The organism is Streptomyces sp. BI87 (genome assembly GCF_025957665.1).
In the GTDB taxonomy this organism is placed as follows: Bacteria; Actinomycetota; Actinomycetes; order Streptomycetales; family Streptomycetaceae; genus Streptomyces; species Streptomyces albidoflavus.
Genome location: NZ_CP110079.1, coordinates 5,709,965 through 5,731,820, shown reverse-complemented (window position 1 = coordinate 5,731,820; position 21,856 = coordinate 5,709,965). Strand labels below are relative to the sequence as shown.

Annotated in this window: 23 protein-coding genes and 1 tRNA gene; 13 read left to right on the top strand and 11 right to left on the bottom strand. The window is 74.1% G+C overall.

Annotated elements, in window-relative coordinates; all coding sequences use genetic code 11:
• The first annotated feature begins 111 nt into the window (after window positions 1-111).
• Together OIM89_RS25570 and OIM89_RS25565 are read left to right on the top strand one after the other, a co-directional pair.
• Window positions 112-1,104: an aldo/keto reductase gene (locus OIM89_RS25570; protein WP_264491649.1), complete on the top strand. Its 993-nt coding sequence runs from the start codon at window positions 112-114 to the stop codon at window positions 1,102-1,104.
• Window positions 1,101-3,302 carry a helix-hairpin-helix domain-containing protein gene (locus OIM89_RS25565; RefSeq protein ID WP_264491648.1) on the top strand — a complete coding sequence of 734 codons (2,202 nt, stop codon included), beginning with the start codon at window positions 1,101-1,103 and terminating at the stop codon, window positions 3,300-3,302. Before OIM89_RS25570 ends, OIM89_RS25565 begins: the two co-directional genes overlap by 4 nt.
• A 208-nt stretch (window positions 3,303-3,510) precedes the next feature.
• Here OIM89_RS25565 and OIM89_RS25560 read toward each other — a convergent pair whose 3' ends face one another.
• Window positions 3,511-4,248 (bottom strand): hypothetical protein, encoded by a 738-nt coding sequence (locus OIM89_RS25560; protein ID WP_030696530.1) that lies wholly within the window; start codon window positions 4,246-4,248, stop codon window positions 3,511-3,513.
• Between the two features lie 47 nt (window positions 4,249-4,295).
• Between OIM89_RS25560 and OIM89_RS25555 the strand changes: the two genes are divergently transcribed.
• Window positions 4,296-4,484, top strand: coding sequence for a DUF5703 family protein (locus OIM89_RS25555; RefSeq protein ID WP_003947232.1), 189 nt, complete (start codon window positions 4,296-4,298; stop codon window positions 4,482-4,484).
• 105 nt (window positions 4,485-4,589) lie between these two features.
• Here OIM89_RS25555 and OIM89_RS29920 read toward each other — a convergent pair whose 3' ends face one another.
• The 3 genes from OIM89_RS29920 to OIM89_RS25535 all read right to left on the bottom strand — a co-directional run bounded on the left by OIM89_RS29920 (window position 4,590) and on the right by OIM89_RS25535 (window position 7,297).
• Entirely contained in the window at window positions 4,590-5,348 is a 759-nt protein-coding gene (locus tag OIM89_RS29920; RefSeq protein WP_047470006.1) for a chaplin, read from the bottom strand.
• A gap of 143 nt (window positions 5,349-5,491) precedes the next feature.
• Window positions 5,492-5,725: a chaplin ChpH gene (gene chpH, locus OIM89_RS25540; RefSeq protein ID WP_030696532.1), complete on the bottom strand. Its 234-nt coding sequence runs from the start codon at window positions 5,723-5,725 to the stop codon at window positions 5,492-5,494.
• A gap of 237 nt (window positions 5,726-5,962) precedes the next feature.
• Window positions 5,963-7,297: a M20/M25/M40 family metallo-hydrolase gene (locus OIM89_RS25535; RefSeq protein ID WP_047470000.1), complete on the bottom strand. Its 1,335-nt coding sequence runs from the start codon at window positions 7,295-7,297 to the stop codon at window positions 5,963-5,965.
• A gap of 207 nt (window positions 7,298-7,504) precedes the next feature.
• Here OIM89_RS25535 and OIM89_RS25530 point away from each other — a divergent pair.
• Window positions 7,505-7,592, top strand: a tRNA-Leu gene (locus OIM89_RS25530).
• 14 nt (window positions 7,593-7,606) lie between these two features.
• Here OIM89_RS25530 and OIM89_RS25525 read toward each other — a convergent pair.
• The gene (locus OIM89_RS25525) at window positions 7,607-8,005 is read right to left on the bottom strand and encodes a DUF488 domain-containing protein (RefSeq protein WP_047469991.1); all 399 of its coding nucleotides are present in this window, start codon (window positions 8,003-8,005) and stop codon (window positions 7,607-7,609) included.
• A gap of 107 nt (window positions 8,006-8,112) precedes the next feature.
• Here OIM89_RS25525 and OIM89_RS25520 point away from each other — a divergent pair, with 107 nt between their 5' ends.
• Entirely contained in the window at window positions 8,113-8,565 is a 453-nt protein-coding gene (locus OIM89_RS25520; RefSeq protein WP_047469988.1) for a YchJ family protein, read from the top strand.
• 25 nt (window positions 8,566-8,590) lie between these two features.
• Here OIM89_RS25520 and OIM89_RS25515 read toward each other — a convergent pair whose 3' ends face one another.
• Window positions 8,591-9,322, bottom strand: a complete 732-nt coding sequence (locus OIM89_RS25515; protein WP_047469986.1) for a FadR/GntR family transcriptional regulator — start codon at window positions 9,320-9,322, stop codon at window positions 8,591-8,593.
• A gap of 153 nt (window positions 9,323-9,475) precedes the next feature.
• On the opposite strand from OIM89_RS25515, the gene OIM89_RS25510 reads away from it, so the two are divergent.
• Both OIM89_RS25510 and OIM89_RS25505 read left to right on the top strand, forming a co-directional pair.
• Window positions 9,476-10,003 carry a gluconokinase gene (locus OIM89_RS25510; RefSeq protein ID WP_030696537.1) on the top strand — a complete coding sequence of 176 codons (528 nt, stop codon included), beginning with the start codon at window positions 9,476-9,478 and terminating at the stop codon, window positions 10,001-10,003.
• Between the two features lie 106 nt (window positions 10,004-10,109).
• Window positions 10,110-11,507, top strand: coding sequence for a gluconate:H+ symporter (locus OIM89_RS25505; RefSeq protein WP_030696538.1), 1,398 nt, complete (start codon window positions 10,110-10,112; stop codon window positions 11,505-11,507).
• 99 nt (window positions 11,508-11,606) lie between these two features.
• Here the strand turns inward: OIM89_RS25505 and OIM89_RS25500 are convergent, their stop codons facing one another.
• The 4 genes from OIM89_RS25500 to OIM89_RS25485 all read right to left on the bottom strand — a co-directional run bounded on the left by OIM89_RS25500 (window position 11,607) and on the right by OIM89_RS25485 (window position 16,773).
• Complete coding sequence (locus tag OIM89_RS25500; RefSeq protein ID WP_238469923.1) at window positions 11,607-13,163, bottom strand: APC family permease; 1,557 nt, start codon at window positions 13,161-13,163, stop codon at window positions 11,607-11,609.
• A 56-nt stretch (window positions 13,164-13,219) separates the two neighbouring features.
• Window positions 13,220-14,173, bottom strand: a complete 954-nt coding sequence (locus OIM89_RS25495) for a hypothetical protein (protein WP_175458320.1) — start codon at window positions 14,171-14,173, stop codon at window positions 13,220-13,222.
• 200 nt (window positions 14,174-14,373) lie between these two features.
• Complete coding sequence (gene catA, locus OIM89_RS25490; protein ID WP_195731211.1) at window positions 14,374-15,036, bottom strand: type A chloramphenicol O-acetyltransferase; 663 nt, start codon at window positions 15,034-15,036, stop codon at window positions 14,374-14,376.
• A gap of 81 nt (window positions 15,037-15,117) precedes the next feature.
• Window positions 15,118-16,773, bottom strand: a complete 1,656-nt coding sequence (locus OIM89_RS25485; RefSeq protein WP_030696541.1) for an FAD-binding dehydrogenase — start codon at window positions 16,771-16,773, stop codon at window positions 15,118-15,120.
• Window positions 16,774-16,905: 132 nt separating this feature from the next.
• Between OIM89_RS25485 and OIM89_RS25480 the strand changes: the two genes are divergently transcribed.
• From OIM89_RS25480 to OIM89_RS25460, 5 genes are all read left to right on the top strand, one after another.
• Entirely contained in the window at window positions 16,906-17,580 is a 675-nt protein-coding gene (locus OIM89_RS25480; RefSeq protein ID WP_030696542.1) for a TetR/AcrR family transcriptional regulator, read from the top strand.
• Entirely contained in the window at window positions 17,577-18,341 is a 765-nt protein-coding gene (locus OIM89_RS25475) for an SDR family oxidoreductase (RefSeq protein ID WP_030696543.1), read from the top strand. The genes OIM89_RS25480 and OIM89_RS25475 overlap by 4 nt, the downstream gene beginning before the upstream one ends.
• Window positions 18,342-18,411: 70 nt before the next feature.
• Complete coding sequence (locus OIM89_RS25470) at window positions 18,412-18,945, top strand: NUDIX domain-containing protein (protein ID WP_264491647.1); 534 nt, start codon at window positions 18,412-18,414, stop codon at window positions 18,943-18,945.
• On the top strand, window positions 18,942-19,331 hold the full coding sequence (locus OIM89_RS25465; RefSeq protein ID WP_023420178.1) for a YidH family protein: 390 nt from the start codon (window positions 18,942-18,944) through the stop codon (window positions 19,329-19,331). The genes OIM89_RS25470 and OIM89_RS25465 overlap by 4 nt, the downstream gene beginning before the upstream one ends.
• On the top strand, window positions 19,328-19,651 hold the full coding sequence (locus OIM89_RS25460) for a DUF202 domain-containing protein (protein ID WP_264491646.1): 324 nt from the start codon (window positions 19,328-19,330) through the stop codon (window positions 19,649-19,651). The genes OIM89_RS25465 and OIM89_RS25460 overlap by 4 nt, the downstream gene beginning before the upstream one ends.
• Before the next feature lie 12 nt (window positions 19,652-19,663).
• Here the strand turns inward: OIM89_RS25460 and OIM89_RS25455 are convergent, their stop codons facing one another.
• A complete protein-coding gene (locus OIM89_RS25455; RefSeq protein WP_264491645.1) occupies window positions 19,664-20,599 on the bottom strand; it encodes an NADP-dependent oxidoreductase in 936 nt (311 codons plus the stop codon).
• Between the two features lie 189 nt (window positions 20,600-20,788).
• On the opposite strand from OIM89_RS25455, the gene OIM89_RS25450 reads away from it, so the two are divergent.
• The gene (locus tag OIM89_RS25450) at window positions 20,789-21,856 is read left to right on the top strand and encodes a phosphotransferase family protein (RefSeq protein WP_078858194.1); all 1,068 of its coding nucleotides are present in this window, start codon (window positions 20,789-20,791) and stop codon (window positions 21,854-21,856) included.

The following is a 21,856-nucleotide window of genomic DNA, read 5'->3' as shown; positions in this document are numbered from 1 at the left end:
GGTATGCCTGGGCACGTCGCCCCCGTCACGTGGCGGCGTACGGCGCGCCGTGCGGCCGTGGTTGTCCACAGGCCACCACGAACAGGGGTGCGGCCAGTACTCTCGGCGACCATGGAGCAGAGGCATCTGGGCCGCACCGGCCTGCGCGTGTCCCGCATCGGCCTGGGCACCCTGACCTGGGGCTGGGGCACCGACGAGCACGACGCCGCCGAGCTGGTGAAGACCTTCTGGGAGGCGGGCGGTTCACTCGTCGACACCGCCGACGTGTACGCGGCCGGGGAGGCGGAGTACCTCCTCGGCCGGATCGTCGACCGGCTGGTCCCCCGCGAGGACCTGGTGATCGCCACCAAGGCGGGCAGCGTCCCCGACCCGGAGCGGCGGTTCGACGGCTCGCGCGGCCATCTCCTCGGCGCCCTCGACGCCTCCCTGCACCGGCTCGGCACCGACCACGTCGACCTGTGGCAGGTCCACGCCTTCGACCCGCTGACCCCGCTGGAGGAGACCCTCCAGGCGCTCGACATCGCCGTCACCACCGGCCGTGCCCGGTACGCGGGGGTCTCCAACTTCTCCGGCTGGCAGCTGGCCAAGGCGGCCACCTGGCAGCTGGCCCTGCCGGCCGGGCGCACCAGACTGGCCAGCACCCAGATGGAGTACTCGCTGCTCCAGCGCGGCGTGGAGCGGGAGGTGCTGCCCGCCGCCCTCGATCTGGGCGTGGGGCTGCTGCCCTCCTCGCCGCTCGGCAGGGGCGTCCTCACCGGCAAGTACCGGCACGCCGCTCCCCCGGGCCCGCCGGGCTCCCGGGGCGCCTCCGAGCAGCTGGCCGGGTTCGTCGCGCCCTACCTCGACGACGCGGGCGACCGGGTCGTCGACGCCCTCACCACCGCCGCCGACGGTTTGGCCGCCACCCCGCTCCAGGTGGCGCTGGCCTGGGTCCGCGACCGGCCCGGAGTCTGCGCTCCCCTCGTCGGGCCGCGCACCGCCGAGCAGCTCGCGGCGGCACTGTCGGCGGAAGCCCTTACGCTTCCCGACGAGATCTGCCAGGCGCTCGACGACGTGTCGGCGCCCGTGCACCGCTATCCCGACCAGGACTGGAGCACGCTGTGAGTACGGACCCCGCCGCCGCGCCCGCCGACGAGGACGCGCCCGCCCCCCAGGCGGCGGCCCCCGAGGACGCCCCGCCCCCGGAGCACGGCCCCGAGGAGACGCGGGGCGAGGCCGGCCACGGCGAAACTCCCGCCCCCTCCGGCGAGGACGAAGGCGCCGCGCCCGCGCCCTCCGGGGCGGAGGCCGAGCTGGCGGCCCAGCGCGAGCTGCGGCGGCGCATCGAGGAGCGCAAGGCCGGGCGCGAGGCGCCGGTGGAGGCGGGCGGCAAGCTCCAGGGCGTCGCCGCCGACCTGCTGGCCGCCGTCAAGGCGGTCGAGGGCGGCGCCGCGCCGACGGCGTTCATCCCCGAGACGGCACCGGCCGCGCCCCGCAGGCCCGCCCCGGAGCCGGTCCGTCCGGCACCCGCACCCGTCGCTCCCGCGGCGCCCACCGGTCCCTCCGACCGTGCCGTGGACGAGGTCGCGGCGGTGCTCGCCGGCGGCTCCGCCCCGGCCGTCCTCGCCCCCGCCGTCGCCGAGGCCCTCGGGGACGGCGCCGCCGAGGTGCTGCGCGAGGACCCGTGGCAGCTGCTGCACGCCCGAGGGGTACGCCCCGAACAGGCCGACGGTTTCGCCCGCGCCCTGCTCGGCGCCGAGGCGAGGCCCGACGACGCGCGGCGCGGCCGGGCGGTCACCGGCTGGCTCCTGGAGCAGGCCGCCCTCGCCGGGCACACCGCCCTGGAGGCCGACGCCCTGCGCGCGGCGCTCGGGCAGCGCGCCGTCCCGGACCCGGAGGGCACCCTGCGCGAAGCGGTCGCCGAGGGCGACGTGCTGGTCTTCCAGGACCCGCTGGACACCGGCTCCGCGACGGCTCAGGCCCCGGCGGCCGGGCCCGGTGCGGACGAGACGGAGGAACCGGCCGAGACCCCGGTGCGGGTGCTGATCGGCCTGGAGCGGTACGCCCTGGCCGAGGAGAGCCTCGCCGACGGCCTGGCCGGGCTGGTGAACACCCCTCCGGCGGCCGGTCCCGGCCCCGAGGAGTGGCAGGGCGCCGGCGGCGAGGGACGCGGCTCGGCGGCCGAGCTGATCCGGGCCGTAGCCGGGCACGGCCTCGTCCTCCACTCGGGCGGCGAGGCGGCCCGCGCCGAACCGGCCGCGCTGCTCACCGCCGCCGCCTCGCTCGGCCTGCGGGCCTGGGGCGCGGCACACGGCCCGGACAGCCGGGCACGGCTCGCGGCGGCGCTGACCGGCGCGGAGGGCGGGGCGGCCACCGTGGCGGGGCTCCTCTCCGGCGCCGAGGGCCCCGGCCGGGACGCGGAGGGCTCGCTCGCCCTCGACCTGCTGGTCGTCCTCGACGCCCCGCAGCTCGACGTGGAGAGCGCCGCGATGCTGGTCGAGGCGCTGCCCGACGGGGCGCGCCTCGTGCTCAGCGGTGACCCCGGGCTCCTGGGGTCGGCCGGTCCCGGCCGGGTCTTCGGCGACCTGCTGGCCGCACGCCCCTGCCCCGTCGTCGTCTCCCGCACCCCGGACCCGGGCCCGGTGGGCGAGCTGGTCTCGGGCCTGGGCGCCGGGGAGCTGACGGCGGTGGACGCCCCCGGACACGAGGTGGCGATCGTCCCGGTGCGCGACCCGGCCGAGGCCGTGCACCGTACGGTCCAGCTGGTCACGGAGTCAGTGCCGCGCGCCTTCCAGGTGCCCCCGGAGCAGACCCTGGTGGTGACGCCGGGCCACGGAGGCGCGGCGGGCACCCGCGTGCTGAACGCCGCCCTGAAGGAGAAGTGCAACCCCGGCCCCGGCCGCTTCGCCGGTTTCGACCCGGGCGACCGGGTGGCGTACAGCCCGGCGCCGGGCCGCACCGAGCTGGGCCAGGTCCTCGGCGCCGAGCAGGAGGGCCTGCGGCTGCGCTGCGCGGGCGGCGAGGTCCTGGTCGCCCGCGACCGGGTGGCCGCCACCCTCCGCCACGGCTGGGCGGTCACCGCCCACCAGGCGGTCACCCTGCGCGCCCCGGCCGCCGTCGTGGTCGTCCCCGGCGACGCCGGCCCGGCCCTGACCCGCGACTGGGTCTACACCGCCTTCGCCCGCGCGGAACGCCACCTCTCCGTCGTCCAGGGAGTAGGCCCGGCCCTCGCCGCAGCGGTCACGGACCGCCCGGCCAAGCCCCGCACCACCCGCCTCCCCGTGCTGCTCAGGCCCCAGCTCCCCACCCGGTCCACCACCTGACGCCCCAGCCAGGCCGCCCCCACTCAAGCCCGGCCGACAATCCAGACCCGGCCACTCCCAGCCCGGCCGGCGCTCGAGGCCATCCTTGAGCCCAGCCGGGCCACCGGAGCCAGCCCTGTCCAGCCCGGCCGGCGCTCGAGGCCACCGCCCCTGGGCAAGCCGGCGGGGCCGGACCCCGAAGGACCCGGCCCCGCCGCGGGCAAGCACGTCAGATGCGCCCCCGCCGCTCCTGATACCCGCCGAGCCCCTCGGCGGCCTCCTCGTCGATGTCCATCACATCGTCGAGCTCCCCGTCGTCGGAGTCGTCGTCCGGGTCCTCGTCGAACACGGCACTCATGTCGAAGCGGCAGACGACCAGCTCCGGATCAGCCTCCTCGAAGGGCGCGTCGAGCCACTCCCCGGGCTCGGCAGGCTCCTCGGCGGCCACCACCCACAGGGTGGAATCCCCCTCCTCCAGCCCGAACTCCTTGTGCCGGGAGGCGACCTCGTCCGCCTCGTACTCGCCGAACAGGATGCCGAGGGCGGCGTGCACGCTGTCCCCGACCACGCCCTGGGCCCCCGCCCCGGAGCCGGGCGGACCGGCGGCCCCGCCCCGGTCGTGGTCGGCGATGCGCTGCGCCTGGGAGAGCAGCCGCCGGGGTTCGGCGACCGCGTAGTCGCGGCGGATGAGGACGCTCAGGGCACTGGGTTCGTCGGGCCCGGCGTACGGCGGCAGGGCCTCCTCGGCATCGGGGATGTCGAAGGGGGTGACCTCGTCGTAGCGCTCGTAGAGCAGTTCGTCGTATTCCTCGGCGGCGGCGGCCAGGTCGTTGAAGGCGGCGTGGACGGCCGGATCGTCCTCGCCAATCCTGCGCTCCACCGCGGCCAGGTGGCGGTCGAGCGCGGTCTTGACCGCCTCGGCGGCGGCCCGTACCTCGGCAGCCGTGGGCTGCTCAGCATCAGACATGGTGCTGACGCTATCCGTACCGGGGCCGCTCCCGCACAATAGATGCGATGCCGGAATACGAATTCACTGACGTGTATGTCCCGCGAGGGATCACTCGCACCGATACGACCCGCCTGCTCACCGACCACGCCGAGTACGGCCACTGGGAGCTGGACCGGCTGGTGCTGCTCCCGGACGGCAGCCGCAGGGTGCGGCTGCGGCGGCGGATCATCCGCCAGCTGCGGGCCACCTGGTGAGCGGCGCATGAGCCCGGGCACGCCGAAGGGCGGCGACACGCGGTCGCCGCCCTCCGTCGTGTGCCGAGCCGTCCTGGCACCGGCCGGGTGGGTCCCCGGTCCGGGTCAGGCGGCCTGGCGTGCCTTGCGGTAGAGGATCGCTCCGCCGAGCAGCAGCCCGCCGGCCGCGGCACCGCCGAGGCCGAGCGGCACGGAGCTGCCCGTGACGGCCAGCTCCTCGGGGACCTCCGGGGTGACCGGGGGCTTCACGGGCTTCTCCGGGGTGACCGGGGGCTCCACGGGCTTCTCCGGGGTGACCGGCGGCTCCACGGGCTTCTCGGGCTTCTCCGGGGTGACCGGGGGCTTCTCCGGCTCCGGCGCCGTGTTGGCGCAGTTGTTGCCGAAGGCGGGGTTCAGCAGCCCGACCACGGAGACGGAGTTGCCGCAGACGTTGACCGGCACGTCGACCGGCGCCTGGACGACGTTGCCGGAGAGGAGCCCCGGCGAGCCGGCGGCGACGGCCTCGGCGCTCGCGCCCGAGGTGGAGTCGCCGCTGCCGGCGGTCCGGGTGGCCCCGCCCGCCCGGTCGGAGCTGTCCGCCGCCGGCCCGGCCGCGCGCTCGGCGGGCCCGGCCTGGCTTCCGCCGCTGTTGGCGCAGCTGTTGCCGAAGGCGGGGTTGAGGACACCCACCACGTCCACGCTGTTGCCGCAGGCGTTGACCGGCACGTGGATCGGGACGGAGACGGAGTTGCCGGAGAGCACGCCCGGCGAGTTGGTGGCGGCGCTGCCCGCGCCCGCATCGGCTTGTGCGTAACCGCCGGTGACGGCGATGACGCCGGTGGCCGCGGCCACCGTGATCAGGCCCTTGCGCATGACCTGTCGCATAGGTTGTTCCCTGCCTTTGACCTTCCGGAGTGTGCGCCACCCGACTGGGTGGCGCCCGTAGATGCCGCCAGCCCCGGAGCGCATGGCGCGCGCTCCGGGGCCGGCGGACTTCAGCCCCACATGAGGCGGGGCGGGGCGCAACGTCAGGCGTTGACGCAGGTGTTGCCGAAGGCGGGGTTCAGCAGACCGATCACGGAGACGGTGTTGCCACAGACGTTGACCGGGACGTGGACCGGAACCTGGACCACGTTGCCGGACAGAACGCCGGGGGAACCGACAGCGGCGCCCTGGGCACCGGCGTCGGCGACGGCCATGCCCGCACCGGCGAGAACGAGGCCACCCGTGGCTGCCGCAGCGGCGACGACCTTCTTGATCATGATTCCTCCTTGTTGGCAAATGCGATCCCAGCCGCGGACCGCACCACGTGTAACGAAGGAGCCAAGGAGGGGGTACGTGCGGATTCCGACGTTCACTCTTCCCAGTCGGATGCGTACGCCCGGCCGAATACGGCGTGAGGCCGGTGGGCCGGGGCGCGATACGGGGGAGACTGCCCGCGCCCCGGCTGCGGCAACCGGACCAACGGGCGGCCGCCGCCAAGCTCACCCGATAGGGCGTCAGGAGGCGTCGAGGAACCGGTCGAGCACCCGCACACCGAACTTCAGTCCGTCGACCGGGACCCGCTCGTCCACGCCGTGGAACATCCCGGCGAAGTCCAGCTCCGGCGGGAGCTGGAGGGGCGAGAAGCCGAAGCAGCGGATGCCGAGGTCGTCGAAGGACTTGGCGTCGGTGCCGGCGGAGAGCATGTAGGGCACGGCGCGGGCGATGGGGTCCTCGGCGGAGAGCGCCGTCTGCATGGCGTCGACCAGGGCGCCGTCGAAGGTGGTCTCCAGCGCCTTGTCCGCGTGCACGTCCTCACGACGCACCCGCGGGCCGAGGATGCGGTCGAGGTCGGCGAGGAACTCCTCCTCGTACCCGGGCAGGAAGCGGCCGTCGACGTGGGCGGTGGCCTGGCCGGGGATGACGTTGACCTTGTAACCGGCGCCGAGCTGGGTGGGGTTGGCGGTGTTCTTCAGGGAGGCGCCGATGAGCTTGGCGATGCCGCCGAGCTTGGCGAGCGTCTCGTCCATGTTCTCCGGGTCCAGCTCGGTGCCGAGAGCGTCGGAGAGCTCGTCGAGGAAGTGCCGCAGGGTCTTGGTCACGCGGATGGGGAACTCGTAGCGGCCCAGCCGGCCGACGGCCTCGGAGAGTTCAGTGATGGCGTTGTCGCGGTGGATCATCGATCCGTGTCCGGCGGTGCCGTCCACGGTCAGCTTCATCCAGTGCATGCCCTTCTGGGCGGTCTCCACCAGGTAGAGGCGGAGCTTCTCGTTGACGGTGAAGGAGAAGCCGCCGACCTCGCCGATCGCCTCGGTGACGCCTTCGAAGAGGCCGGGGTGGTTGTCGACGAGGTGCCGGGCGCCCCAGGTGCCGCCCGCCTCCTCGTCGGCGAGGAAGGCGAGGACGAGGTCGCGCGGGGGCTTGCGGCCGGTGCGCATCCGGTCGCGGACGACCGCGAGGGTCATCGCGTCCATGTCCTTCATGTCGACGGCGCCACGGCCCCAGACGCAGCCGTCGGCCACCTCCCCGGAGAACGGGTCGTGGGACCAGTCGGCCGCGTTGGCCGGGACCACGTCGGTGTGGCCGTGGATGAGCAGGCCGGGGCGGGAGCGGTCCTCGCCCTCGATCCGGACCACGGTGGAGGCGCGGCCCGGGTGGGACTCGAAGATCTCCGGTTCGAGGCCGACCTCGGCGAGCTTCTCGGCCACGTACTCGGCGGCCCGCCGCTCGCCGGGGCCGGAGTGGTCGCCGTAGTTGCTGGTGTCGATCCGGATGAGGTCGCGGCAGAGGTCGACCACCTCGTCCTCGCCGCGAAGGCTCCCGGTCCCCTGGACGGTCTTCGGCTCGCTCACGCTGCTCCTTGGCTTGTCGCCGTGTTGGGTCCTCTCATCCTCACCCCGGGCGGCCCTCGCGCCCAAGACCGGGTCCCGGCCGACATACGCCCGTCACACACGGCGGCCCTCCCCCGGGCGGGACCCGGGGGTGATCGGGGACCCCCAGATGTTTGCTATGGTTTTCCACGTCGCCGCAGGGAAGCCCCGGCGGACGACAGACACCTTGTCCGGGTGGCGGAATGGCAGACGCGCTAGCTTGAGGTGCTAGTGCCCTTTATCGGGCGTGGGGGTTCAAGTCCCCCCTCGGACACCAGAGAAAACCCCGGCTCAGCTGGGGTTTTCGTGTTCTCCGGGCCGGTGGCGCAGATGGCGCAGGTGCTCGACCAGGACCGGGATCTGGCTGCGGTCGGTCTCCTTGACGGCGGTGATCAGCGTCACGGTGCCCTGGTCCATCAGGTCGAGGAGTTCGCCGACCGCGGCCCGGTGGGCCGGGTCGCCCAGCTCGGTGCGGTACCGCTCGGTGAAGCCGTCGTACCGCTCGTCCGGGTTCTGGTGGTACCAGTCGCGCAGCTCGGTCGAGGGGGTGATCTCCTTCAGCCACACGTCGACGGCGGCGCGTTCCTTGGAGACGCCCCGGGGCCAGAGCCGGTCGACGAGGACGCGGGTGCCGTCGGCGGGGTCGGCGGGCTCGTACACCCGGCGTACCCGGGGGGCTTCGTCACTCACGGCGGCGTCCTTCGGCGAGGGGTCCCTACCGGCGATGAGACCACCGGAGGTGCGGTGGGGCCCGGTGGCCTGCGCCGGGCGGGGGACGGCCGTGGAGAATGGGGGCCATGTCACGTCGCGCCCGCAACCGCTCCGCCGCTCCCCGCCGTGCCGCCGCCGTGGCGGTGCGGCCCGCCGACCCGTGCCCGTGCGGCAGCGGGCGGACGTACGGCGAGTGCTGCGGACGGCTCCACGCGGGCAGCGCCGAGGCGGCGACGGCGGAGCAGCTGATGCGCTCGCGATACGCGGCCTTCGCCACCCGCGACGCCGCCTACCTGCTGCGCACCTGGCACCCGCGCACCCGCCCCGCCGTGCTGGACCTGGACGACGGGATGCGGTGGACGGGGCTGGAGATCACCGGCACCTCGCAGGGCAGCGCCTTCCACGCCACGGGGACGGTGACCTTCCGCGCCCACTGGAGCGCCGGGGGCGAGTCCGGGGTGATGGCGGAGCACAGCCGCTTCACCCGGGGCGAGGGGAACGGGGCGTGGCTGTACGTGGACGGGGACGTCCGGGACTGAGCGGGCCGCCGGAACGCCGGTTCCCTCAGCTCTCGGCCGGGGCCGGGGCCGGGGGCGGCGGGTCCAGGATGTCGAGTTCCTGGAGGGCGCCGATGGTGATCTCCCTCGTCAGGGCCTCCGCGCGGTCGGCGTCGCGTTCGCGGACGGCCTCGGCGAGGCGTACGTGGAGGGTGACGGCGGCCGGGTCCGGGTCGTGGAACATCACCTGGTGGTGGGTGCGGCCGGAGAGGACCTCGGCGACCACGTCGCCGAGGCGGGCGAACATCTCGTTGCCGGAGGCGCGCAGCACGACACGGTGGAAGGCGATGTCGTGGCGCAGGTACCCCTCCAGCCGGTGGCCCCGGGAGTGCGCGACCATGCCGAGGGCGTTCTCGGTCAGCTCGGCGCACTGGGCCGAGGTGGCGTGGCGGGCGGCGAGTCCGGCGGCGACCGGTTCGACCGCCGAGCGGAGCACGGTCAGTGAGCGGAGCTGGCGGGGGCGGTCGGCGCCGGCCAGCCGCCAGCGGATGACCTGCGGGTCGTAGACGTTCCACTCCTCGGCCGGGAGCACGGTGACGCCGACCCGGCGCCGGGAGGCGACCAGGTGCATCGACTCCAGGACGCGGACCGCCTCCCGCATGACCGAGCGGGAGACCTCGTAGCGCTGGGCCAGCTCGTCGGTGCGCAGCACGCTGCCCGCCGGGTACTGGCCCTCGGTGATCGCGGGGCCGAGCCGTTCGAGCACGCGCGCGTGGAGTCCCCCGCCCTGTGTCGTCATGTCGATCAGACTACGAGGCTGCCTGCGGGAACAAAAAGTCAGACTTTTATGTCACAGGCTCTTGAATTAGTCGTATCTAATGGGTTTCAGTGTCGTGACCCTCCGGGGCCCGACAGGCGAACGATGTCGAAGAAGACAGCGAGCGAGGCAGCAATGAACACCCCCCACGTCGTCGTGGTCATGGGCGTCGCAGGAACCGGCAAGACCACGATCGGCCCCCTGCTCGCCGAACGGCTCGGCGTCCCCTACGCCGAGGGCGACGACTTCCACCCCCCGGCGAACATCGCCAAGATGTCGGCCGGCACGCCGCTGGACGACGACGACCGCTGGCCGTGGCTGGACGCCATCGGCGCCTGGGCCCACAGCCGGACCGGGCTCGGCGGCGTCGTCAGCAGTTCCGCCCTCAAGCGCTCCTACCGGGACCGGCTGCGCGCCTCCGGGCCGGGCGTGGTCTTCGTCCACCTCACCGGGGACCGCGCGCTGATCGAGGAACGGATGGCCGAACGCAAGGGCCACTTCATGCCGACGGCGCTGCTCGACTCGCAGTTCGCGACGCTCCAGCCGCTCCAGGCGGACGAGGCCGGGGTCGCCGTCGACGTGTCGGGCACGCCCGAGGAGATCGCCGACCGCGCCTGCGAGGCGCTGGCCGCCTACGACCGGGAGCGGGCCGGGTCCTCCTGACCCTGCCTGACCCCGGACCGCCGGGGGCCTCGCGGGCCGACACCCCGCTCGTCCCCCTCCGCTCCACCCCCTCCCCCACCCACTCTTCACACGAGGGAAGAATCCCGTGACCCGTCTCAGCGTCGAGATGCTGGCAGCGGACGCGGCGGAACCGATCACCTCCGCGGGCAACGCCCAGTTGGGGATCGCCGTTCTCGCCGGCATCGCCGTCATCGTCCTGCTCATCACGAAGTTCAAGGTCCACGCCTTCCTGGCACTGACCATCGGTTCGCTCGCCCTCGGCGCTTTCGCCGGGGCGCCGCTGGACAAGGCCATCACCAGCTTCACCGCCGGACTCGGCTCGACCGTGGCGGGCGTGGGTGTGCTGATCGCGCTCGGCGCGATCCTCGGCAAGCTCCTCGCCGACTCGGGCGGCGCCGACCAGATCGTCGACACGATCCTCGCCAAGGCCAGTGGCCGGGCGATGCCGTGGGCGATGGTGCTCATCGCCTCGGTGATCGGCCTGCCGCTCTTCTTCGAGGTCGGCATCGTGCTGCTGATCCCGGTGGTCCTGATGGTCGCCAAGCGCGGCAACTACTCGCTGATGAAGATCGGCATCCCGGCCCTCGCCGGCCTGTCGGTCATGCACGGCCTGATCCCGCCGCACCCCGGCCCGCTCGTCGCCATCGACGCGATCGGCGCCAACCTCGGCATCACCCTGGCGCTCGGCGTCCTGGTCGCGATACCCACCGTGATCATCGCCGGTCCCGTCTTCGGCAAGTACGCCGCCCGCTGGGTGGACGTGCCGGCGCCCGAGAAGATGATCCCGCAGCGTGCCACCGAGGAGACCGACCGCCGGCCGAGCTTCGGCGCGACCCTGGCCACCGTGCTGCTGCCGGTCGTGCTGATGCTCGCCAAGGCCCTCGTCGACATCGTGGTGGACAACCCCGAGTCCGGCGTCCAGCGGGTCTTCGACGTCATCGGCTCGCCGATGATCGCCCTCCTCGCCGCCGTGATCGTGGGCATGTTCACCCTCGGCCGCGCCGCCGGGTTCACCAAGGGCCGCCTCTCCACCACGGTGGAGAAGTCGCTCGCCCCGATCGCGGGCGTGCTGCTCATCGTCGGCGCCGGCGGTGGTTTCAAGCAGACCCTGATCGACGTCGGCATCGGCCAGATGATCCTGGACTTCTCCGAGAGCTGGGCCATCCCGACCCTGCTGCTCGCCTGGCTGATCGCGGTGGCGATCCGGCTGGCGACCGGTTCGGCGACGGTGGCGACCATCTCGGCGGCCGGTCTGGTGGCCCCGCTGGCGGCGGACATGTCGTCCTCGCACATGGCGCTGCTGGTGCTGGCCATCGGCGCGGGCTCGCTCTTCTTCAGCCACGTCAACGACGCCGGCTTCTGGCTGGTGAAGGAGTACTTCGGGCTGAACGTCGGCCAGACCATCAAGACCTGGTCGGTGATGGAGACGATCATCTCCGTCGTCTCGCTCATCTTCGTCCTGCTGCTCTCGCTGGTGCTGTAGCCCGGCGGCGGCGACGCCCGGGTACGCGAAGGGGCGGGGCACACGGTACGTACCGTGTGCCCCGCCCCTTCGGCGTTCGCGCGGGCCGGGCCGGACCGGTCAGCCGGTGGTGGCCCGCTCACCGGCGGGGCGGCCGGCCGCGTCGGCCGCCTTCTCCAGCTGGAACGCCTCGTTGCCCTGGCCGATGCGGGCGTGGGTCTCGGGGCGGGTGCGCTTGAGGATCAGGCCGTAGCCGATCCCGGCGACGGCGGCGAGGCCGATCACACCGGGCAGCAGCCAGCTGAGCGCCGAACCGGACTCGGCGCCGACCAGCACGGAGAAGTCCTTGACGGTGTATCCGGCGATGGTCAGCAGGGCGAGGCCGGCGAGGCCGGAGGCGAGCAGCCGCCAGAGCTGGGCGCGGGCGGCGCCCCGGCGGGCGAAGAAGACGATGACGGCCAGCGAGGCGGCGGCCATCAGGACGATGATGCCGAGCGCGCCGACGTTGCCCATCCAGGTGAACATCCGCAGCACGGGCGCGGTCGGGTCACCGACCAGGTTGCCGTCGGTGAGGGCGAAGGCGGCGACCAGGACGACCGAGATGCCGGTCTGGAGGAGCGAGCCGGTGCCGGGGGCGCCGCTGCCGGGGTTGGTCCGGCCGAAGGCGGCGGGCAGCAGGCCCTCGCGGCCCATGGCGAACGCGTAGCGGGCGACGACGTTGTGGAAGCTGAGCATCGCCGCGAACATGCCGGTGACGAAGAGGATGTGCAGGACGTCGGTGAAGGTGGTGCCGAGCCGCGACTCGGTGAGGTGGAAGAGGAGCCCCGCGCTCTGCTCGCGGGCGTCGCCGACGATCCCGGAGGGGCCGGAGGCCACGGTGAGCGCCCAGGAGCTGATCATGAAGAAGAGGGCGACGAAGCCGATGGCGAGGAACATCACGCGGGCGACCACGATGTGCGGGCGCCGGGTCTCCTCGGCGTAGACGGGGGCCTGCTCGAAGCCGACGAAGGCGGCGATGCAGAAGCAGAGCGCGGTGCCGAGCCCGGCGCCGGTGAGGGTCTCCGGGTTGAAGGCGTGCAGCGACAGGCCCTCGGGGCCGGGTTCGGCGATGGCGGCGACGTCGAACACGACGACGAGGACGCACTCGATCAGCAGCAGCACGCCGAGGACCCGGGCGTTGAGGTCGATCTTCAGCCAGGCGAGGACGGCGACGGCGGCCACCGAGGCCAGCGCGAAGATCCACCAGGCGATGTCGAGCCCGAGGTAGGTCGAGCAGATCACCGACACCTCGAAGCCGAAGATCCCGTAGATGCCGACCTGCATCGCGCTGTACGCCACCAGCGCGACCAGCGCGGCCCCGGCGCCGGCGGTCCCGCCGAGGCCACGGGAGATGTACGCGTAGAAGGCGCCGGCGTTGTGGACGTGGCGGCTCATCTCGGCGTAGCCCAGGGAGAAGAGGGCGAGGACGATGCCGAGGATCACGAAGAGCAGGGGCTGCCCGGTGATCCCCATCACGCCGAATGTCGTGGGCATGACACCCGCGACGACCATGAGGGGGGCGCTGGCGGCGAGGACGGACAGCAGCAGCCCGGTGGTGCCCAGGCGGTCGGCCCGCAGGGCGCGCTCTTCGCCCTTGTAGGTGCGGATTCCCTCGGAGGAGGGCGTCTCGGCGGTCATCGGTTCGGGGTCCTCTCGGGGGGTGGCGGTGGTGCGGCGGCACAGGGGCCGACGGCTCAGGCGGCGCCCAGGGCGGCGCTGCGGGCGGCGTGGAAGGCGTCGTACGGGTCGCGGTCCGGGTAGGCCCAGGGCGCGCGGGTGGCGTGCGGGCCGATGCGGTGGAAGAGGGCGGCCGCCTCGGCGGGGCGGCCCTCGCAGAACTTGGCGTGGGCCAGGTAGTTGAGGTCGGTGCGGATGCGGCCCCGGTCCAGGCGCTCCTCCCACTCCAGCCACCAGTCGAAGGCGGTGCGCAGGACCTGGCGGGCGCGGCGGGAACGCCAGTGGCCGGAGGCGGCCGGGTCCGGGGGCTCGCTGCCGGCGGCGGCCAGCACCCGGTAGCGCTCGGCGTGGGCGACCACCGGGAGCACGGCCAGCGGGGATTCCGGGGAGGCGTGTTCGGCGGACCAGGCGGCGAAGTCGTAGACCTCGTGGAGCGGGTCGCGGCCGAGTTCGGGGTGGCGCTCGGCGAGGCGGGCGACCATCAGGTGGTGGGCCATGTGGTGGTCCTGGTGGCGGACGCGCACCGCGTCGAAGAGGCGGACCACCTCGTCCTCGGTGCCGCGTCTGCGGGCCAGCAGGAGCAGGGCCAGCCACGGGGTGGGGTCCTCGGGGGCGAGGGCGGCGGCCCGGTGGCAGGCGTCGGTGGCCTCGGGGCAGTACCGGCGGTCGCCCAGGGCGCGGGCGACGGTGGCGCAGCCGATGAGGGCGGCGGCGTCGGCGCTGTCGGGTTCGGCGATCCGCCACTCCTCGCCCCAGGCGGCCGCGCCCTGGGTGCCGGCCAGCACGGTGAGGCGGTGGCCGCGCAGGTCCCAGTCGGTGCCGGTGTGCGCCAGGAGTTCACGGACGGCCGTCCAGCGGCCCTGGGTGAGGGCTGCGCGGGCGGCGATCAGGTCGGCGTCGCCGAGTGCGGGGTCGAGGGCGTTGGTGGCCCGTTTGCGGGCACGGCCGAACGGGGGCGGGGGTGGGGGCACCGCGAGGGTCCTTCACGACACGACGTGCGAGCGACTGATCACGCGCAGTCAAGCGGGCGGGCGCCCGCCGAGTCAAGGCCCACCCGGACCCATTGGGGCCAACCCCGTTGTGCCGGGGCGGTGTTGAGGTGTCCTCAGGTGCCGGACGGGCTCTGATCCGGGATTGAGGACTGCCTGCGGCTCCTGCTGGCGCCGGGGTCTCACAGCCAGGTCGGGTCGGCGAGGAGGGTTTGGAGTTCGTCGGTGAGGCGGGCCGTGTGGAAGCCGTCGGCGGCGGCGTGGTGGATCTGTACGGAGAGGGGGAGCAGGAGGCGGCCGTCGCGTTCGGTGTAGCGGCCGAGGGTGAAGATGGGGGCGAGGTGGTCCCAGCCGTCGCGGATGTCGAGGGTGAAGCCGGTGAAGGAGGCCCACGGGAGGCTCGACACGTCGAAGGCGTTGGGGGGCGGATCTCCCTGCGGGAAGAAGTCGGTGGCGCGGCTGTGCTCGGCGAGGAGGGGCGCGGCCGCGTCGTGGAACGTGCCGAAGTCGGGATCGTAGGGCGCCCACACGCAGGCGAAGGTCTCGCGCTCCGGGTTGAAGACCGTGAAGGCGGGGTGCACGACCGGCCAGACGGCCGGGTCGCCCGAGGCGGTGAGGCACATCCTGAACGCGTCGTGCCGGTTGACGACCGCGGCGAGCGCCCAGACCTGCGCGAGGTACGACTTGCGCGGTGAGCGGCGCAGCGCGGCGGCGAAGGCGGTGACGTCCACCTCCACCGTCATCGCGTACGTGCACGGGACGCGCCGGCGGTAGTGGTCGAAGTGCTGCCGGCGCGGCCACGTGTCGAGGTCGATCGGGGTCGGGGTCGGGATCGAGGCGTCCATCGGCTCAGCATGTCAGCCGCCGGTGTGCGGGCCGTAGCCGTTTTCCGCCCGGCGCCCGCCCCTCCCCCGGCCCGCCCCGGGTCAGGCGGTCGCCTCGGCGGCGGCCCGGCCGGCGGTGCGGCCGGAGAAGAGGCAGCCGCCGAGGAAGGTGCCTTCGAGGGAGCGGTAGCCGTGGACCCCGCCGCCGCCGAAGCCGGCGGCCTCCCCGGCCGCGTAGACGCCGGGCAGGGGCTCCCCGGACTCGGTGAGGACGCGGGAGGAGAGGTCGGTCTGGAGGCCGCCGAGGGACTTGCGGGTGAGGATGTTGAGGCGGACGGCGATGAGCGGACCGGCCGCGGGGTCGAGGATGGCGTGCGGGGCGGCGGCGCGGATGAGGCGGTCGCCGAGGTAGGCGCGGGCGCCGCGGATCGCGGTGATCTGGGAGTCCTTGGTGAACGGGTTGGTGATCTCGCGGTCCCGGGCGGTCAGGGTGCGGCGCAGCGCGGCCTCGTCGACGAGGGGTTCGTCGGTGAGCGCGTTCATCCCGCGGACCAGGGCGGGCAGTTCGCGCTCGACCACGAAGTCGGCGCCCTGGTCCATGAAGGCCTTGACGGGCGCGGGCACGTCGGCGCGGGCCCGCTGGAGGACGCCGCGGACCGAGCGCCCGGTGAGGTCGGGGTTCTGCTCGGAGCCGGAGAGGGTGAACTCCTTGCCGATGATCCGCTGGTTGAGGACGAACCAGGTGTGCTCGTGGCCGGTCCGCATGATGTGTTCGAGGGTGCCGAGGGTGTCGAAGCCGGGGAAGAGCGGGACGGGGAGCCGGTTGCCGGTGGCGTCGAGCCAGACCGAGGAGGGGCCGGGCAGGATGCGGATGCCGTGCCGGGCCCAGATCGGGTTCCAGTTCTCGATGCCCTCGGTGTAGTGCCACATGCGGTCGCCGTTGATGAGGTTGCCGCCGGCCTCGGCGGCCACGTCCAGCATCAGGCCGTCGACGTGGGCGGGGACGCCGGAGAGCAGCTTCTTCGGCGGGGTGCCGAGCCGCTTCGGCCAGTTGCGGCGGACCAGGTCGTGGTTGCCGCCGATGCCGCCGGAGGTGACGATCACGGCCTGGGCGCGCAGTGCGAAGGCGCCCGCGACCTCGCGGCTGCTGGCCCGCCCCCGGTCGGCGGTGGAGGGTTCGAGGACCTCGCCGGTGACGGTGTCGACGCTGCCCTCGCTGCGGCCGAGCCCGGTCACCCGGTGCCGGAAGCGCAGTTCGACCAGGCCGCGCGCGACGCCCTCGCGGACCCGGCGCTCGAAGGGCGCGACCAGGCCGGGCCCGGTGCCCCAGGTGATGTGGAAGCGCGGGACGGAGTTGCCGTGGCCGTCCGCGTCGTAGCCGCCGCGCTCGGCCCAGCCGACGACGGGGAAGAACCGGACGCCCTGCCCGTGCAGCCAGGCCCGCTTCTCGCCGGCCGCGAAGTCGACGTACGCCTCGGCCCAGCGGCGCGGCCAGTGGTCCTCCTCGCGGTCGAAGCCGGCGGTGCCCAGCCAGTCCTGGAGGGCGAGGGCGTGGCTGTCCTTGATGCGCAGGCGGCGCTGTTCGGGCGAGTCGACGAAGAAGAGACCGCCGAAGGACCAGTGGGCCTGGCCGCCGACGGACTGCTCGGGCTCCTGGTCCAGCAGGATCACCTTGCGTCCCGCGTCGACGAGTTCGGCCGTGGCGGCGAGCCCGGCGAGCCCCGCGCCGATCACGATCACGTCTGCGTCGTACGCCATGTCCACGTCCTCGATCCCTGGGTTACCGGTGGGTTAGATCCTGTGCGGCACCGGTGCGGGCGTCAACACCCGGGGCGCCCTCCCCTGGCGGCAATGCTGGACATTAATAATGTGCAGCATTACTTTGGAACCATGGTCAGGAAAGCGAGCGGGACCCGGGAGAAGCTGGTGCGGGCGGCCGAGGAGGTGTTCGCCGCGCAGGGGGTGGACGGCGCGCAGCTCCGCGACATCACGCGGCTGGCCGGACAGGCCAACCCGTCGGCGGTCCAGTACCACTTCGGGTCGCGGGCCGGGCTGCTGGACGCGGTCATGGCCGAGCGGCAGGAGCGTACGGAAGCCGTGCTGGCGGCCGGGCCGGCCGCCCGCCACCTGGACGGCGGCGCGGGCACGGCCGGGGACGGTGAGTCCCCGGATCTCCTCCGCGAGCTGCTGGGTGCGCTGATCGCCGCCGAGGCGAGCGAGCTGGCCACCGAGCCGGGCCGGCGCTGTCTGTGCATCTCGGCGCAGCTCAGCCACGAGAGCGGGGTCCGCACCCGCGTCCCGCACCCGACGCTGGCCGGGACCCGCTACTGGGAGGTGATCGGCCGGATCGAGGAGTGCCTGGCCGCCCTCCCGGAGCCGCTGCGCCTGGAGCGCCTCGACCTGGCCCTGACCCTGGTGGGCGCCGCCCTGGCCGACCGGGCCCGGCAGTACCTGGCGGGCGCCACCCCTCTGACCGGCGAGCGGCTCTTCCTGGCCGACCTCGTCGAGACCACCGCATCACTGCTGCGGGCAACGGTGCCCGCGGCCGGAAGGACGGCATCATGAACGACCTCAGCGGCAAGACCGTCATCATCACCGGCGGGGCCCGCGGCCTCGGGGCGGAGACCGCCCGCCAGGCGGTCGCGGCCGGGGCCCGCGTCGTCCTCGCCGACGTACGGGACGAGGAGGGCGCCGCCACCGCCCGCGCGCTGGGCGACGCCGCCCGGTACCAGCACCTCGACGTGACCAGCGAGGAGGACTGGCAGCGCGTGGTGGCGTACGCCCGGGACGCGTTCGGCTCGGTCGACGGGCTGGTCAACAACGCGGGGATCTCCACCGGGATGTTCCTGGAGACCGAGAGCGTCGAGCGGTTCCGCAAGGTGGTCGACATCAACCTCACCGGGGTCTTCATCGGCATGAAGACCGTGATCCCGGCGATGAAGGAGGCGGGCGGCGGCTCGATCGTCAACATCTCCTCGGCCGCCGGCCTGATGGGGCTCGCGCTCACCTCCTCGTACGGCGCCTCCAAGTGGGGCGTGCGCGGGCTCAGCAAGCTCGCCGCCGTGGAGCTGGGCACCGACCGCATCCGCGTCAACTCCGTCCACCCCGGCATGACGTACACGCCGATGACCGCCGAGACCGGCATCCAGCAGGGTGAGGGCAACTACCCCAACACCCCGATGGGCCGGGTGGGCGAGCCCGGGGAGATCGCCGGGGCGGTCGTCTTCCTCCTCTCCGACACCTCCTCCTACGTCACCGGCGCCGAACTGGCCGTGGACGGCGGCTGGACCACCGGGCCGACGGTGAAGTACGTCATGGGCCAGTGAGCCCGCCGTGCGGCCGGCGCCCCGCCCCCTGACCTGCCCGGGCCGGGGGGCGGGGTGTTACATGGGACGCATGGAGAGCGAGCCGTACGAGGACCCCGCCGAGGAACTGCTGGACGTGGTGGACGCCGACGACCGGGTCGTGGGCACCGCCCGGCGCGGCGAGGTGTACGCCCAAGGGCTCCGGCACCGGTGCGTCTTCGTCCGCGCCCGCGACGCGCAGGGCCGCACCTTCGTCCACCGCCGCACCGCCACGAAGCTCCTCCACCCCTCCCGCTACGACCCCTTCGTCGGCGGCGTGGTCGGCGCCGGGGAGGGGTACGACGCCGCGGCGCTCCGGGAGGCCGAGGAGGAGCTGGGCGTCAGCGGCCTCCCGGCCCCCACCCCGCTCTTCTCCTTCCTCTACGAGGACCCGGACGGCCACGGCTCGTGGTGGTCGCGGGTCTACGAGGTGCGGTGCGACCTGCCCGTGGAGCCGCAGGTCTCCGAGGTGGCCTGGCACGCCTTCCTCACCGACGAGGAGCTTGCGGCCCGGCTGCCCGAGTGGCCGTGGGTGCCGGACGGGCTCGCCGCCTGGGAGCTGCTGGCCGAGCGGGAGGGCCGGTGAGCCTTCGGCAGGACCTCAGGCTGTGGTGGTCGCCCGCCCGGATCGCCGACGAGGGCGACACCCCCGACTACCGCTTCTCCCTGGCCAACGAACGGACCTTCCTCGCCTGGCTGCGGACGGCCCTCGCGCTGATCGCGGGCGGCTTCGCCGTCGACCAGTTCCTGCCCGGGCTCCCCGACGGCTGGCGGATCGCGCTGGCCCTCGGGCTGCTCGCCTCGGGGGTGCTGTGCGCGCTGCGCGCCGTCCACCACTGGGTGCGGTGCGAGCGGGCCATGCGGCGCGGTGAGGACCTGCCCGTCTCGCGCTTCCCGGCGGTGCTGAGCCTGCTGGTGGCGGTGGTGGCGGTCGCCATGGTGGTGGTCGTGGTCTTCGGGTGGGCCGGGTGAGCACGCAAGCCGTACGCGACCCCGGGCTCCAGCCGGAGCGGACCCGGCTCGCCTGGCGGCGCACCACCCTCTCCTGCACGGTCGTCGCGGTGCTCGCCGCCCGCGCCGCCCTGCACCGCTCCGGCGGCGCCGCCGGATTGCTGGCGCTCGCCGCCTGCTGCCTGCTGTGGATCGGCTTCCTGGCCCTGGCCCACCGCCGCCTGCACGCCCTGGCGCCGGCCCGGCCGGCGCCGTTGCCGGCGCGGTGGGCGCTGGGCGCGGTCTGCTGCGCGGCCGGGCTGGCGGTGGCCGCCGGGGTGCTGGTCGCCTCCCCGGCCTGACACCGCCCGCGCTCACTCCCAGTCGACGGTGATCACCGTCTTGCCCTGCGCACCCGGGTACTGGGCGGCGGCCCGGTGCGCGTCCTCGGCCCGGTCCAGGGGGAAGCTCCGGGCCACCGCGACGTCGACCGCCCCGGCCTCGGCGAGGCCCGCGAGGTCGGCGAGGTCGTGCGGGTCGGGGCGGACGAAGACGTAGACGCCGCCGAGCGAGAGCACCTCCCCGTCGGCCACCGAGGCCAGCCGGCCGTCCTGGGCGAGCAGCGGCGGGGTCCCGGCGAGCACCGGCCCGCCGACGGTGTCCAGGGCCGCGTCGACGCCCCCGGGCGCCAGTTCCCGTACGGCCGCGCCGAAGCCGTCCTCGTAGGCGACCGGTTCGGCGCCCAGCTCCCGGACCCGCTCGGCGGCGTCCGCCCGGGAGGCGCCGATGACGCGGGCGCCGAGGTCGACGCCGATGCGGACCGCCATGGAGCCGACCGCGCCCGCCGCGCCGTGCACCAGCAGGGTCTCGCCGCGCCGCACCTGAAGCCACCGGCGGAGCGCCTGGAGGGCGGTGAGGCCGGCGAGGGGCAGGCCGGAGGCGGCCAGGAAGCCGAGGTTGCGGGGTTTGCGGGCGAGGGTGCGGACCGGGCAGGCGACGTACTCGGCGCAGGTGCCCTGGCTGAGCCAGTCCTTGCGGACGTAGCCGATGACCTCGTCGCCGACCGCGTACTCGTCGACCGACCAGCCGCGCTGCACGACGACGCCGGAGACGTCCCAGCCGGGGATCACCGGGAAGGCGGTGTCCAGGAGCGGGGCGAGCAGGCCGGAGCGGCAGGCGAGGTCGGCCGGGTTGACGGCGGTGGCGACCACCTTGACGAGGACGGCGTCGGGCGCCAGTTTCGGATCGGGCAGATCGCCGTACTCCAGCACCTCCGGGCCGCCGAAGGTGCGGTAGCTGATCCCCTGCATGGGCTGCCTCCCGGGCGGGTCGGGCCGGTTCCCCCCTCCTTCGAGGCTCGGCGGGCGGGAGGCGGGGCGCAACCGGGCGGGTGCCGTGTGCGGGGAGGCGATCCGGATCACGTCGGGCTCCGCCTCTGGACGACATACCGACTGGTCGGCATCATAGGGGACGACCATGCACCGCAGCATCCAGGAGCCATGATGAGCCCAGAGCGACCGGACATCCCCGCACCGCAGGAGGACGGCGCCGCCGCCTCCCCGCGCGGCCTGGACCTGGTCCGGCTGCGCGCGTACCTGGACGCGGAGCGGCCCGGGCTGGTCGCCGGGCCGCTGACCGGCAGACTCATCGAGGGCGGCCGCTCCAACCTCACCTACGCGGTCACCGACGGCACCGCGCACTGGGTGGTACGCAGGCCGCCGCTGGGCCACGTGCTGGCCACCGCGCACGACATGGCGCGCGAGCACCGGGTGATCAGCGCGCTCAGGGACACCCCGGTCCCGGTCCCCGGCACCGTCCTGCTCTGCGAGGACAGCGAGGTGCTGGGCGCGCCGTTCTACGTGATGGAGTTCGTCGAGGGCGTCCCGTACCGCACCTCGCAGGAGCTGGCCGCACTCGGTGAGGAGCGGACCCGGGAAGCGGTGCTCGGCCTCGTCGACACCCTGGTCGACCTGCACGCCGTCGACCCGGCGGCGGTCGGCCTCGACGACTTCGGGCGGCCGGAGGGCTTCCTGGAGCGGCAGCTGCGCCGCTGGGGCAAGCAGCTCGACGCCTCCCGCAACCGCGAGCTGCCCGGCATCGACGAGCTGCACACCGCCCTCGGCAAGGCGCTGCCCGTCTCCGGCCCGGCCACCGTGGTGCACGGCGACTTCCGGCTCGACAACGCCCTGATCGGCCCGGACGACCGCATCCGGGCCGTCCTCGACTGGGAGATGTCCACGCTCGGCGACCCGCTGACCGACCTGGGCCTGCTGGTCATGTACAGCACGCCGCTCCAGCTGCCGGGCTCCCCCATCGGCACCACCGCCTCCGCCCCGGGCCACCCCTCCCCCGCCGAACTGGTCGCCCGGTACGCCGAGCGCTCCGGCCGGGACACCTCGGCGGTCTCCTGGTACACCGCCTTCGCCTGGTTCAAGCTCGCCGTGATCCTCGAAGGCATCCACTACCGCTGGACGCTCGGCCAGACCGTCGGCGCGGGCTTCGACCGCATCGGGGAACTCGTCCCCGTCTTCATCGAGCACGGTCTCACCACCCTCCAGGAAGGCTGA

Excerpts from the sequence above, each read along its gene's own strand:
- OIM89_RS25570 (WP_264491649.1), top strand. The coding sequence starts at position 112 with ATGGAGCAGAGGCATCTGGGCCGCACCGGCCTGCGCGTGTCCCGCATC.
- OIM89_RS25560 (WP_030696530.1), bottom strand. The coding sequence starts at position 4,248 with ATGTCTGATGCTGAGCAGCCCACGGCTGCCGAGGTACGGGCCGCCGCC.
- OIM89_RS25555 (WP_003947232.1), top strand. The coding sequence starts at position 4,296 with ATGCCGGAATACGAATTCACTGACGTGTATGTCCCGCGAGGGATCACT.
- OIM89_RS29920 (WP_047470006.1), bottom strand. The coding sequence starts at position 5,348 with ATGCGACAGGTCATGCGCAAGGGCCTGATCACGGTGGCCGCGGCCACC.
- chpH (WP_030696532.1), bottom strand. The coding sequence starts at position 5,725 with ATGATCAAGAAGGTCGTCGCCGCTGCGGCAGCCACGGGTGGCCTCGTT.
- OIM89_RS25520 (WP_047469988.1), top strand. The coding sequence starts at position 8,113 with ATGTCACGTCGCGCCCGCAACCGCTCCGCCGCTCCCCGCCGTGCCGCC.
- OIM89_RS25515 (WP_047469986.1), bottom strand. The coding sequence starts at position 9,322 with ATGACGACACAGGGCGGGGGACTCCACGCGCGCGTGCTCGAACGGCTC.
- OIM89_RS25510 (WP_030696537.1), top strand. The coding sequence starts at position 9,476 with ATGAACACCCCCCACGTCGTCGTGGTCATGGGCGTCGCAGGAACCGGC.
- OIM89_RS25500 (WP_238469923.1), bottom strand. The coding sequence starts at position 13,163 with ATGACCGCCGAGACGCCCTCCTCCGAGGGAATCCGCACCTACAAGGGC.
- catA (WP_195731211.1), bottom strand. The coding sequence starts at position 15,036 with ATGGACGCCTCGATCCCGACCCCGACCCCGATCGACCTCGACACGTGG.
- OIM89_RS25485 (WP_030696541.1), bottom strand. The coding sequence starts at position 16,773 with ATGGCGTACGACGCAGACGTGATCGTGATCGGCGCGGGGCTCGCCGGG.
- OIM89_RS25480 (WP_030696542.1), top strand. The coding sequence starts at position 16,906 with ATGGTCAGGAAAGCGAGCGGGACCCGGGAGAAGCTGGTGCGGGCGGCC.
- OIM89_RS25475 (WP_030696543.1), top strand. The coding sequence starts at position 17,577 with ATGAACGACCTCAGCGGCAAGACCGTCATCATCACCGGCGGGGCCCGC.
- OIM89_RS25470 (WP_264491647.1), top strand. The coding sequence starts at position 18,412 with ATGGAGAGCGAGCCGTACGAGGACCCCGCCGAGGAACTGCTGGACGTG.
- OIM89_RS25455 (WP_264491645.1), bottom strand. The coding sequence starts at position 20,599 with ATGCAGGGGATCAGCTACCGCACCTTCGGCGGCCCGGAGGTGCTGGAG.
- OIM89_RS25450 (WP_078858194.1), top strand. The coding sequence starts at position 20,789 with ATGATGAGCCCAGAGCGACCGGACATCCCCGCACCGCAGGAGGACGGC.